This is a genomic window from Streptomyces sp. DH12 (genome assembly GCF_020873895.1).
In the GTDB taxonomy this organism is placed as follows: Bacteria; Actinomycetota; Actinomycetes; order Streptomycetales; family Streptomycetaceae; genus Streptomyces.
The window spans coordinates 1-12228 of sequence record NZ_JAHWGT010000066.1 but is presented as its reverse complement, the minus strand read 5'-3'; the positions used below and the strand labels follow the sequence as shown (position 1 = coordinate 12228).

Here is a 12228-nt window from a genome sequence, read left to right as displayed (position 1 = left end):
CCGCCCACCCAGCCCCCGCCGCCCCACGACCCGCCGCCCCACGGCTCCCGGCCGGCGCGCCCGGCCGCCGCGCCGCCGCACACGCCCGCGGCCACCACCCCCTCCGCGCCCGTCGCGTCAGGCCGGCCCGTCGACTACACGCACCCCCGCCGGCAGACCACCGCGCCCCCTCCGCCGCCCCCGGCCGCCCCGCCGGTCGCACCCGGGCGACCCGGAGCACCGGTCGCCGGCGACGCCACCGGCTGGTCGATGGAGGAGCGCCTGTACAACCAGGTCTGGGGCATGTTCGAGGACCTGGCCCGGGCGGTCGCCGCGTACCGCAGCGCCGTCGACTTCGCCGAGTCCCGCATGGACCAGGAGCTGGACCGCGCCCTGTCGGACCCGCGCAGCCGCGTCGGCGGCGCCGGTGACGCCGCCCGCGCGGCCGCCCGGGCGCGCTGCGAGGAGCTGACCGACCGGGCCAAGGAGGCCCTCGACCGCGACCTCGCCCAGCTCGCCGCGGAGTCCGCGGTGGTGGAGCCGGCGCTGCCGCCCGCCTTCGCGCGCTGGGAGGACCCGTCCTGGCACGCCTACCGCGTCCCGATGGAGGTCCCGATGGCGCTGCGCCTGGGCGACCTCCACCTGCCCGAACGACCCGAGCTGCGGGTCCCGATGCTCGTGCGGCTGCCCCTGGAGCGCGGGCTGTGGGTCGACAGCGGCCGCCGCGCCTCCCGGGAGGCGCTGCTCCTCGACGAGGGCCGGCTGCGCCGCCTCGCCCTCGACACGGCCGTCGCCCACGCCGCACGGCTGCTGGCCGCCCATCCGCCCGGCGACTTCACCGTCCACGTGATCGACCCGGCGGGATCCGGGGCGGCCGCCTTCACCCCGCTGACCGCGTCGGGGGTCCTGGCGGAGCCGCCGGCGGCCGGGCCCGGCGGAGTGGCCGCGGTCCTGGCCCGGCTCACCCGGCGCGTCGACCTGGTGCAGATGGCCGTGCGCGGCGGCGCCGGGGCCGACGCGCTCCCGCCGGAGCTGGACACCGCCCAGCAGCTGCTGGTCGTCAACGACTTCCCGCACGGCTTCGACGACCGCGCCGTCACCCAGCTGCGCTACCTCGCCGACGAGGGCCCCGCCGTGGGCGTGCACCTGCTGATGGTCGCCGACCGGGAGGACGCCGGCGCGTACGGGCCGCTGCTGGACCCGCTGTGGCGCTCGCTGCTGCGCCTGACGCCCGTACCGGACGACCATCTGGCCGATCCGTGGGTCGGGCACGCGTGGACGTACGAGCCGCCGCTGGTGCCGGGGGGCGGCCAGGTGCTCCAGCAGGTGCTGGCGAAGGTCGCCGCGGCCCGGCGCGAGTGGCGCCGCTGATCGCCTCCCGTCGCCTTCGAACCCGCCCCCACCTGCGCCTTCGGTCCCCTCCTCGCCGCCCCCTTTACCTTCACTTGGTGTTTCGTGTACGGTTCCTTTACGCGGAGGGGAGTACTCCCACACTGCGGCGTGCCCGTCAGTACGGACGGTCGGACAGAGACCTGGTCCCGGGGCGCCGGCTCGGCCCGCCCGCCCGTTCCCCGGGCGGCGCCCGGGTGGAAGAGACCTCCGGCAGCGACGACGCTGATCAGTAGCCGTACGACGCCGGAGGCGCAGTGGACGTTTCGTTCAACTTGTGGGTGGTGACCGTTCTCGGTCTCGTCGCCCTGATCGCGGTCGACTTCCTCATCGGGCGCAAGCCCCATGACGTGTCGATCAAGGAAGCCGGGATCTGGACGGTCGTCTGGATCGTCCTGGCCGTGCTGTTCGGCCTCGGCCTGCTGCTCTTCGGGAGCAGCCGCTCGGCCGGCGAGTTCTTCGCCGGCTACATCACGGAGAAGTCGCTCAGCGTCGACAACCTCTTCGTCTTCGTCCTGATCATGGCGAAGTTCTCCGTGCCCTCCCACCTCCAGCAGCGGGTGCTGCTGATCGGCGTGCTCATCGCCCTCGTCCTGCGTGCGATCTTCATCGCCGCGGGCGCCGCGATCATCGCCAGCTTCTCGTGGGTCTTCTACATCTTCGGCGCCTTCCTGATCTACACCGCCTGGAAGCTGATCAAGGAAGCCTCCTCGGACGAGCCCGAGGAGGAGTTCGAGGAGAACCGCCTGCTCAAGTCGGTCGAGCGGCGCTTCGGCGTCGCCGACCGCTACCACGACACCAAGCTCTTCATCCGGGTCAACGGCAAGCGCGTCCTGACGCCGCTGATGGTGGTCATGCTCGCCATCGGCACCACGGACGTGCTGTTCGCGCTGGACTCCATCCCCGCGATCTTCGGCCTGACGCAGGACCCGTACATCGTCTTCACGGCCAACGCCTTCGCCCTCATGGGCCTGCGGCAGCTGTACTTCCTCATCGGCGGCCTGCTGCGGAAGCTGGTCCACCTCAGCTACGGCCTGTCCGTGATCCTCGGCTTCATCGGCGTGAAGCTCATCCTCCACGCCCTGCACGAGTCCGGGGTGCACGTCCCGGAGATCTCCATCCCGGTCTCCCTCGCGGTCATCTGCGGCGTGCTGATCATCACCACGATCACCAGCCTCGTCGCCTCCCGCCGCAAGGCGGACGCGGAGCAGGACAAGTCCCTGAAGGTCTGAGGACCGCACCTTCGCGACCGCGCGACTCACCAGCGCGACCGCACCACCGGCCGGACCGCCCCGAAGCGGCCCGGCCGGTGGCACGCGTTCCCGACCCGGGAGCGCCCGGCGGCGGACCGGACGGGGCGGTGTGGGGCAAGGTACGGGGCAAGGGGACGGTACGGGGCGACGGGTGCCCGCTCAGACCGCGGCGGGCTCCTCCGCCTCCCGCGCACCCGCCCGTCCCGGCGCCGCCGCGGCCGGCAGCGTCTCCGGCAGCAGCGCGAAGCAGCCCAGGCTCAGCAGGGCGATCCCGGTCAGGTACGCCGCCACGCCCCATGGCGGCCCCGCACCGCCCGACACGGCCGTCGCCACCATCGGGGTGAGCGCCCCGCCGAGCACGCCCGCCAGGTTGTACCCCACGGCCGCGCCCGTGCACCGCACCCTCGGCTCGTACAGCTCCGGCAGGTACGCGGCCACCACCGCGAACATCGTCACGAACGCCAGCAGCGCCCCCAGGATCCCCGCGAACATCAGCAGCGGCCGGGCCGTGTGGAGCAGCCCCACCATCGGGAACATCCACAGGGCGCTCGCCGCGCACCCGGCCAGGCACATCGGACGCCGCCCGTAGCGGTCCGCCAGCAGCGCCACGAACGGCGTGAGCGCCCCCTTCACGGCCACGGCCGCCATGACGCACCCCAGCATGACCGTCCGGTCCACCCCGAGCCGCTCCGTGCCGTAGGCCAGCGCCCAGGTGGACACCGCGTAGAACACCGCGTACCCCACCGCCAGCGCGCCGGCGGTCAGCAGCACCAGCCGCCAGTGGCCGCGCACCACCTCCGCCAGCGGGCTGCCCGCCCGCGTCCCCGACGCGGCCAGCTCGCGGAACTGGGGCGTCTCCGCCAGGGAGGAGCGCAGCAGCAACCCACCCAGCGCGAGCAGCCCTGCCGCCCAGAACGGCACCCGCCACCCCCACGCCCGGAACGCCTCGTCGCTCAGCCCCGCCGACAGCGCCAGCATGACCCCGTTGGCGAGGAGGAACCCGACGGCGGGACCCACCTGCGGGAAGCTCGCCCACAGGGCCCGCCGCCGCGCCGGGGCGTGCTCCGCAGCGAGCAGCACCGCCCCGCCCCACTCGCCGCCGAGCCCGAGCCCCTGGAGGAAGCGCAGGAGCAGCAGGAGCGCGGGCGCCGCCGGGCCGAGCACCGCGTACGACGGGACGCAGCCGACCGCCACGGTCGCCGCGCCGGTCAGCGCCAGCGAGGCGAAGAGCACCGGGCGCCGGCCGTGGCGGTCGCCGATGTGGCCGAAGAGGACCGACCCGAGGGGCCGGGAGACGAAACCCACGGCGAACGTCCCGAACGCGGCGAGCACACCGGCCACCGGGGAGAACGTCGGGAAGAAGAGCGGTCCGAGGACGAGCGCGGCGGCCGTCCCGTAGACGAAGAAGTCGTAGAACTCGATGGCCGTCCCGGCGAGGGACGCCGCGGCGAGCCGGCCCATGGACGGCCCGTCCGGCGCCGGCGCGGACGGCGGGAGGTGACGCTTGCGCATGCCGCGCCAACGGCGCGGCGCGCGCCCCGGTCACGGGGCGCGCGCCAGGCGCGGGACGCGCGGTCGCGCGGGACGGGTGGAAGTGCGCGGGCCGGGTGCGACCCCGCGCGCCTCACCAGCCCCGTGCGCGCCACTCCGGGAGCTGCGGCCGCTCGTCGCCGAGCGTGGTGTCCCGGCCGTGGCCCGGGTACACCCAGGTCTCGTCCGGGAGGGCGTCGAACAGCTTCGTCTCCACGTCGTGGAGCAGGCCGGCGAACGCCTCCGGGTCCTTGTGGGTGTTGCCGAGGCCGCCGGGGAACAGGCAGTCGCCGGTGAAGACGTGGGGGTGGCCGTGCGGGTCGTCGTAGACCAGGGCGATCGAGCCCGGCGTGTGGCCCTTCAGATGGCGCGCGGTCAGCTCGACGCGGCCCACCCGCACCGTGTCGCCGTCCTCGACCAGGACGTCGGTCGGGACCTCGACCCCCTCGGCGTCGTACCGCCCGGCGTACGTGCGGGCCCCGGTGGCGGCGACCACCTCCGCCAGCGCGTACCAGTGGTCGTGGTGGCGGTGGGTGGTGACGACGGACGCGATGCCGTCGTCACCGATCAGCCGAAGCAGGGTCCGCGGCTCGTTGGCCGCGTCGATCAGCAGCTGCTCGCCGGTGGCCCGGCAGCGCAGCAGGTACGCGTTGTTGTCCATCGGACCGACGGCGACCTTCGAGATGATCAGGTCCGTCAACTCGTGCACGTCCGCGGGTCCGCCGACCTTCACCGCTCCGCTGTACGTCATGGGATCACCCTATAGCGGCGGCAGGGCCGGAAGGGGGCCGTCCGAGACCTTCAGCGCGGAGCCGTCGCGGCGGCCCGCGAGCCAGCCGAGGAGGTCCGCCGCGGCGCCGCGCACGGCGACCGGTCCGCCGGCCGCGCCGCCGCCGGTCGTCCAGGTGCGGCCGTCGTCGGCGCCGAGCGCGACCGGGGGGACGTCCGGGTGGCCGGAGAACCGGGCCGCCAGGAAGTCGATCTCGCGCTCGGTGAACTCGTCCGGCAGGTCCTCCAGCTCGTACCCCACACCCAGGTCGACGTGGTGCAGCTCGACCTCGGCGAGGCGGCGGAAGGGGATCCGCGCCGCCCGGTCGGTCACGCCGTTGCGCAGCTCCACGGTGCGGCCCCAGTCCGCCGGGGCCTCGCCCTCGGCGCGGAAGCGCGCGGCCGAGGTCCGCAGGTCCTCCAGCTGCGCGGCGAGCGGGCGCGGGGCGCCGCCCTCGATGTCGGCGTCGCGCACCTCGGCGCTGACGTACATGGGGCGGCCCCGGAGCACGTTCACGAGGGCGTCCGCGTTCCGCGCGAGGTGGGTCAGGACATGTCCGCGGGTCCAGCCGGGAAGACGGGAGGCCTCCGCGACGTTGGAATCGTCGAGTGCCGACACCGCGGTGAGCAGCCGTGCGGTCGCCTCCTCCACGGAGGCCAGGTCATGGGCGTGGTCGATCATGCCGCTGACAGTAGCGCCACCACTCGTTCGGGTGAAGGTGGCTGAGCGCGGACCGAAATCGAATGTGCGTGCTATACGCTCGGTGGAGGCATCCTGGGAAGTCAGGCATTCATCCACCTGGCGGCCCCCATAGGCTGGATCAGTCTGGGACGGGGGTTCGACCCCCGCTTCTCTCAAGAAAGGTGCGGACCCGGCGTGGCCGACCGTCTCATCGTCCGTGGCGCGCGCGAGCACAACCTGAAGAACGTCTCGCTCGACCTCCCGCGCGACTCCCTCATCGTCTTCACCGGACTCTCGGGGTCGGGCAAGTCCTCCCTCGCCTTCGACACGATCTTCGCCGAGGGCCAGCGCCGCTACGTCGAGTCCCTCTCCTCGTACGCCCGGCAGTTCCTCGGCCAGATGGACAAGCCCGACGTCGACTTCATCGAGGGCCTCTCGCCGGCGGTCTCCATCGACCAGAAGTCGACCTCGCGCAACCCGCGCTCCACGGTCGGCACGATCACCGAGGTCTACGACTACCTCCGGCTCCTCTTCGCCCGCATCGGCAAGCCGCACTGCCCGGAGTGCCGCCGACCGATCTCCCGCCAGTCGCCGCAGGCCATCGTCGACAAGGTGCTGGAGCTCCCCGAGGGGAGCCGCTTCCAGGTCCTGTCGCCGCTGGTGCGCGAGCGCAAGGGCGAGTTCGTCGACCTCTTCGCCGACCTCCAGACCAAGGGCTACAGCCGGGCCCGGGTCGACGGGGCGACCGTCCAGCTCACCGAGCCGCCCACACTGAAGAAGCAGGAGAAGCACACCATCGAGGTGGTCGTCGACCGCCTGACCGTGAAGGAGAGCGCCAAGCGGCGCCTGACCGACTCGGTCGAGACCGCGCTGGGCCTCTCCGGCGGCATGGTGGTGCTGGACTTCGTCGACCTCCCCGAGGACGACCCCGAGCGCGAGCGGATGTACTCGGAGCACCTGTACTGCCCGTACGACGACCTGTCCTTCGAGGAGCTTGAGCCCCGCTCCTTCTCGTTCAACTCCCCCTTCGGCGCCTGCCCGGACTGCACCGGCATCGGCACGCGCATGGAGGTCGACCCGGAGCTGATCGTCCCGGACGAGGACCGCTCCCTCGACGAGGGCGCCATCCACCCCTGGTCGCACGGCCACACCCGCGAGTACTTCGGTCGACTGATCGGCGGGCTGTCGCAGGCGCTCGGCTTCCGCACGGACATCCCCTGGGCGGGGCTTCCCCAGCGCGCCAGGAAGGCCCTGCTGTACGGCCACAAGACGCAGGTCGAGGTCCGCTACCGCAACCGGTACGGCAGGGAGCGGGCCTACACCACGCCCGCCTTCGAGGGCGCCGTCTCCTTCGTCAAGCGCCGCCACAGCGAGGCCGAGAGCGACTCCAGCCGCGAGCGCTTCGAGGGGTACATGCGCGAGGTGCCCTGCCCGACCTGCGACGGCACCCGGCTCAAGCCGATCGTGCTCGCCGTGACGGTCATGGACAAGTCCATCGCCGACGTCTCCGCCATGTCGATCAGCGAGTGCGCCGAGTTCCTGGGCCGCCTCACCCTCAGCGACCGTGACAAGAAGATCGCCGAGCGGGTGCTGAAGGAGGTCAACGAACGCCTCCGGTTCCTGGTCGACGTGGGCCTGGACTACCTCTCGCTCAACCGCGCCGCCGGCACCCTCTCCGGCGGCGAGGCGCAGCGCATCAGGCTCGCCACGCAGATCGGCTCCGGCCTCGTCGGCGTGCTGTACGTGCTCGACGAGCCCTCCATCGGCCTGCACCAGCGCGACAACCACCGGCTGATCGAGACCCTCGTCCGCCTCCGCGACATGGGCAACACCCTCATCGTCGTCGAGCACGACGAGGACACCATCAAGGTCGCCGACTGGGTCGTCGACATCGGCCCCGGCGCCGGCGAGCACGGCGGTGAGGTCGTCCACTCGGGACCGCTGAAGGAGCTCCTCGCCAACGAGGCGTCGATGACCGGGCAGTACCTGGCGGGGAAGCGGGCCATCCCCGTCCCGGACGTCCGCCGGCCCGTCGACCCCGACCGGATGCTCACCGTCCACGGCGCCCGCGAGAACAACCTGCGCGACATCGACGTGTCGTTCCCGCTGGGCGTGCTCACCGCCGTCACCGGCGTCTCCGGATCCGGCAAGTCCACCCTGGTCAACGACATCCTGTACACCCACCTGGCGCGCGAGCTGAACGGCGCCAAGTCCGTGCCCGGCCGCCACACCCGCGTCGACGGCGACGACCAGGTGGACAAGGTCGTCCACGTCGACCAGTCGCCGATCGGCCGCACCCCGCGGTCGAACCCGGCCACGTACACCGGTGTCTTCGACCACGTGCGCAAGCTGTTCGCCGAGACGATGGAGGCGAAGGTCCGCGGCTACCTGCCGGGCAGGTTCTCCTTCAACGTCAAGGGCGGCCGCTGCGAGAACTGCTCCGGCGACGGCACCATCAAGATCGAGATGAACTTCCTCCCGGACGTCTACGTGCCGTGCGAGGTCTGCCACGGCGCGCGGTACAACCGCGAGACCCTCGACGTCCACTACAAGGGCAAGTCCATCGCCGAGGTGCTGGACATGCCGATCGAGGAGGCCCTGGACTTCTTCGAGGCCGTCCCGACGATCTCCCGGCACCTGAAGACGCTCACCGAGGTCGGCCTCGGGTACGTCCGGCTCGGCCAGTCCGCGCCGACGCTGTCGGGCGGCGAGGCGCAGCGCGTCAAGCTCGCCAGCGAGCTGCAGAAGCGCTCCACGGGCCGCACGGTGTACGTCCTCGACGAGCCGACCACGGGTCTGCACTTCGAGGACATCGCCAAGCTGATCAAGGTGCTGTCCAACCTGGTGGACAAGGGCAACACCGTCATCGTCATCGAGCACAACCTCGACGTCATCAAGACGGCCGACTGGCTCGTCGACATGGGCCCCGAGGGCGGCAGCGGCGGCGGCATCGTCGTCGCCGAGGGGACGCCGGAGGCGGTCGCGGGCGTCACCGCCAGCCACACCGGCAAGTTCCTGCGCGACATCCTCGACGCCGGCCGCATCAGCGACGCCACCCCGGTGAAGGCGGTCGGCAGGCGCCCGGCGAAGAAGGCCACGGCCAAGAAGGCCGCGGCGACGAAGACGGCGGCCAAGGCCACGGCGAAGAAGACCGCCGCGACCCGCGCCACCGGGAGCTGACGCCACCCCCTCGTCCGGCGGGACCCGCGGGACCCGCCGGACGAGGGAGGCGAGCCGGCGGTCCGCCCCGGCCCGGCCGGGTCGCCGTCGGCCCCGAGCCGGACCCGGACCGGCCCCGACCCGCACCCGTGCCCGGCGCCGGCCCAGTCTCGACCCGGACCCGGACCGGCGGCCCGCCGGAAGGCGCGGTGGTCTGCGTCGGTATCGTCGGGTCCGTACCCGCAGTACCCCGTACCCGTACCCCGTGGAGCCCCCATGCCCGGCCAGCCCGCCACCCGCCGCACCGTGCTGAAAGGCGCCGCCCTCACCGGCGCCGCCGGGCTCACGACAGCCGCCTGCTCCACCGACTCCAAGCTCGGGCACGCGCGCACCCCCACCCCCACCGCGCCGGTCGACCTCGGCGCGGCGGACGCGGTGCCGGTCGGCGGCGCCAAGCTCTACCGCGAGCAGCGCCTCCTCGTGCACTGCCCCGCCAAGGGCCAGTACCGGGCCTTCAGCGCCCAGTGCACCCACGCCGGCTGCGTCCTCGACAAGATCGAGGAGAACGAGGGCAACTGCCCCTGCCACCGCAGCCGCTTCGACGTCACCACCGGCCAGGTCGTCAAGGGCCCGGCCACGGTCCCGCTCCCCGAGGTGCCCGTGACGGTCAGGAACGGCAACCTCGTCGCGGGCCCGCAGGACTGACCGTCCGGGCGGCCCCCGGCCCGCTACTCCCAGTCCCAGTCGATCCCCAGGATCCCCGGACGCACCCCCTGCTCCACGAAGTGCACGGTCCGGTGCCGGCCGCTCAGCGTCAGCTCGCCCCGCGCCCCGCGCGGCGCCCCCGCCGACGCCTGCGCGAACCGCCGGCACCGCACCGGCAGCGCCTCCTCGTGGAACCCCACCTGCAGCACGTACTGCCCGCCCGCGAAGCTGAACCCCCGCACGTACTCCGCGCTCTGCCCGCCCGTACCGTCCTCGAAGGCGTACCCCAGGGCGTACGTGTCCCCGGCCCGCAGCCGCGCGTCGAACAGCAGCTCCGCGACGACCACGCCCGTCTCCCGGTGCCACCGCACCCGCCCCGTCCGGCAGTTGTCGCCCGCCCGCACCTCCACCCGCTCCGGATCGCACCCCGGGTCCCCGTGGTGGATGGCCACGTACCGGTCCACGCCGTCCCGGTGCGCCCGCAGGACGTGCAGCGAGTCGCGCCCCACCAGCTGCCGCCCCGCCCCGATGCGCACCCGCTCGTGGTGCCCCACCGTGTGCAGACCGCCGTCCGCCGGCAGCCCCAGCCCCGCGATGAGCTCCTCCACCACCCCGGACGCCTCCACCAGCGCCCGGTACGACCGTGCCGCCGGCCGTACCACCTCGCCCCGCTCCGCCCCCGCCCCGCCACCGCCCGGGGAGCCGCCCGCCGGGCCGTCGAGCAACCGGATCAGCGAGCCCCCGGGCAGCTCCAGCAGCTCCTCCAGGGCCCTGACCGCCTTCATCGACTCCGGCCGCTGCGGCCGGCGCGCCCCCTGCTGCCAGTAGCACAGGCTCGTCACCCCGACCGTGATGCCGCGGTGCGCCAGGTGGTGCCGGACCCGCTGCAGCGGCAGCCCGCGCGCGGCGAGCGCCGCGCGGAGCGCCAGGTGGAACGGGCCGGTGCGCAGGAGCTGTGCCAGATCGGCCTCGGCCTCGGGGTGTCGCACGAGGACTCCTCAGTGAACGTTCACGTACTGGGCGGTACGACGCCGCGCTCCCGCGGACCGCACGGCAGGTCGGGCGGACCCGGTCGTTCACACGTCAACCGCCCCCGCTCACACCGCGGCGTCATCCCGCATTGAAGCGTGTTGACCTGCTCGCGACAACGGCTGATGCTTCGGGCAGCGTCCGGACGCGCTCCTCCCTCCCCACATCCCCTTCGGAGGAACGCGATGCGCACCCCCACCCACCAGCAGCCGCCACGGAGCCGACGGCGCGCGGGCCTCGCCGCCGCCGTCTGCGCCGCACTCCTCGCCCTCCCCACCGCCACCGCCACCGCCGCCCCGCACGACCCCGCCCACCGCCCCGCCGCCGCCCTCGCCGCGAAGCGCCTCGACATCACCATGCAGGCGCAGCAGAAGACCAACTGGTGCTGGGCCGCCGCGGGCAACACCATCGCCACCTGGTTCGGCCGCTCGTACAGCCAGAACCAGTTCTGCAACGCGGCCTTCAACCGGCAGCAGGGGTACGACTGCCCGAACTGGCAGGCCACCCTCGGCAACGTCCAGACCGGACTGCGCTGGGCCGGTGTCAACCCCGGCTCGTACGTCGACGGCTGGCTCCGCTACGGCACCGTCCAGACCGAGATCAACGCCAACCGGCCCGTCGAGACCCGCATCCAGTGGTCGGGCGGCGGCGGCCACATGCACGTCCTGTACGGCTACGACGACGCGCGCGGTTGGGTCTACTGGGGCGACCCGTGGCCCTCCAGCGACCGCTACAACTGGGCCGCGCACGACTGGTACGTGAGCAACTCCTCCTTCTCCTGGACCCACTCGCTCTACCGGATCGGAGCGTGAGCCCCATGACGCGCCCGTACGCACGGCACATCGCGGCCGCGGCCGCCGCCACCGCCCTCCTGGCGCTCGCCGCCCCCGCCGCGACCGCCGCCCCGCTCCCGGCCGACCCGGCCCCGGGGCCCCGCGAGGCCGCCGCCGCCCCGGCGACCCTGGACACGTTGGCCCGGTTCTTCGGCCGCGAGGGCGCCGCGGCGGCGAAGAGCGCCGACGCCGCCCGGCCCCGGATCGAGGGCAGCGCCGTCCCCGTCCACGTCCTGTCCCCGGAGTTCGTGGCGGGCCGGGCGGGTGCGCCCGTGGCCCGCGTCGAGTTCCACGCCGCCCGCGCCGTCGCGGCCGACGGCCGTGAGGCGTCCGTGTGGAGCGTCCGGCAGGGCGCCGGCTGGCGGGTGGTGAACATCGCCACCGGCGACGACGAGATCCACTTCGCGGAGCGCGGCGCACGGGTGCTCCCGGGCGGAACGGTCTTCCGCGAGCCGCAGATCGACGCCTGGTACGTCCACGGCGGCGGCCGGGTGCTGCCGTTGGACGAGGACGCGGTCCGTGCCGTCGGGGCCGGGGGCACCACCCTCGCCGCGTACCGCGCGCGGGTGGCGGCGGCGTACGGCGACAAGCTGCCCGGCTCCGCCTACGCCCGCGCGGGCAAGGCCGGCGGCTACGACCCCACCGGCCCCACGGGCCCCGCCGCCCGTACGGACGCCGCCGGCCCCGCCGTCCGTACGGACGCCACGGGTCCGGCCGCCGGCGCGGGCGCCACCGGCCCCGCCGAGGCCGCCGCCGGCCTCCCCGCCACCGCCACCGCCGCGGCCGCCGCCGGGGCGGCCCTGCTGGCGGCCGCCCTCGTGGCCGTACGCCCCCGCCGGCGAAGGGAGCGCTGACCGCCGCCCGGCACCGCGCGCCACCCCCCCCACCCGGCCGCCAGCAG

At 74.0% G+C, this 12228-nt stretch carries 10 protein-coding genes; 6 read left to right on the top strand and 4 right to left on the bottom strand.

Annotation, left to right across the window (positions count from 1 at the left end; genetic code table 11):
- Window positions 1-1350, top strand: a 1350-nt coding sequence (locus tag LPA54_RS32355) for an export associated protein (protein ID WP_228984351.1), incomplete at its 5' end; no start/stop codon positions are given.
- A gap of 275 nt (window positions 1351-1625) precedes the next feature.
- The gene (locus LPA54_RS32350; protein ID WP_228984350.1) at window positions 1626-2600 is read left to right on the top strand and encodes a TerC/Alx family metal homeostasis membrane protein; all 975 of its coding nucleotides are present in this window, start codon (window positions 1626-1628) and stop codon (window positions 2598-2600) included.
- A 180-nt stretch (window positions 2601-2780) separates the two neighbouring features.
- On the opposite strand, the gene LPA54_RS32345 is transcribed toward LPA54_RS32350, so the two are convergent.
- The 3 genes from LPA54_RS32345 to LPA54_RS32335 all read right to left on the bottom strand — a co-directional run bounded on the left by LPA54_RS32345 (window position 2781) and on the right by LPA54_RS32335 (window position 5601).
- Window positions 2781-4082 carry an MFS transporter gene (locus LPA54_RS32345; protein ID WP_228984352.1) on the bottom strand — a complete coding sequence of 434 codons (1302 nt, stop codon included), beginning with the start codon at window positions 4080-4082 and terminating at the stop codon, window positions 2781-2783.
- A gap of 163 nt (window positions 4083-4245) precedes the next feature.
- Window positions 4246-4902 (bottom strand): MBL fold metallo-hydrolase, encoded by a 657-nt coding sequence (locus LPA54_RS32340; protein ID WP_228984349.1) that lies wholly within the window; start codon window positions 4900-4902, stop codon window positions 4246-4248.
- 9 nt (window positions 4903-4911) lie between these two features.
- Window positions 4912-5601: a maleylpyruvate isomerase family mycothiol-dependent enzyme gene (locus tag LPA54_RS32335; RefSeq protein ID WP_228984348.1), complete on the bottom strand. Its 690-nt coding sequence runs from the start codon at window positions 5599-5601 to the stop codon at window positions 4912-4914.
- Window positions 5602-5796: 195 nt separating this feature from the next.
- Here LPA54_RS32335 and uvrA point away from each other — a divergent pair, with 195 nt between their 5' ends.
- Together uvrA and LPA54_RS32325 are read left to right on the top strand one after the other, a co-directional pair.
- The gene (gene uvrA, locus LPA54_RS32330; RefSeq protein ID WP_228984347.1) at window positions 5797-8781 is read left to right on the top strand and encodes an excinuclease ABC subunit UvrA; all 2985 of its coding nucleotides are present in this window, start codon (window positions 5797-5799) and stop codon (window positions 8779-8781) included.
- Between the two features lie 255 nt (window positions 8782-9036).
- Window positions 9037-9465 (top strand): Rieske (2Fe-2S) protein, encoded by a 429-nt coding sequence (locus LPA54_RS32325; RefSeq protein WP_228984346.1) that lies wholly within the window; start codon window positions 9037-9039, stop codon window positions 9463-9465.
- A gap of 23 nt (window positions 9466-9488) precedes the next feature.
- Here LPA54_RS32325 and LPA54_RS32320 read toward each other — a convergent pair whose 3' ends face one another.
- The gene (locus LPA54_RS32320) at window positions 9489-10454 is read right to left on the bottom strand and encodes a hypothetical protein (RefSeq protein WP_228984345.1); all 966 of its coding nucleotides are present in this window, start codon (window positions 10452-10454) and stop codon (window positions 9489-9491) included.
- A 225-nt stretch (window positions 10455-10679) separates the two neighbouring features.
- Between LPA54_RS32320 and LPA54_RS32315 the strand changes: the two genes are divergently transcribed.
- Together LPA54_RS32315 and LPA54_RS32310 are read left to right on the top strand one after the other, a co-directional pair.
- Complete coding sequence (locus LPA54_RS32315; RefSeq protein WP_228984344.1) at window positions 10680-11306, top strand: papain-like cysteine protease family protein; 627 nt, start codon at window positions 10680-10682, stop codon at window positions 11304-11306.
- 5 nt (window positions 11307-11311) lie between these two features.
- On the top strand, window positions 11312-12181 hold the full coding sequence (locus LPA54_RS32310; protein ID WP_228984343.1) for a hypothetical protein: 870 nt from the start codon (window positions 11312-11314) through the stop codon (window positions 12179-12181).
- The last annotated feature ends 47 nt before the right edge of the window (window positions 12182-12228 follow it).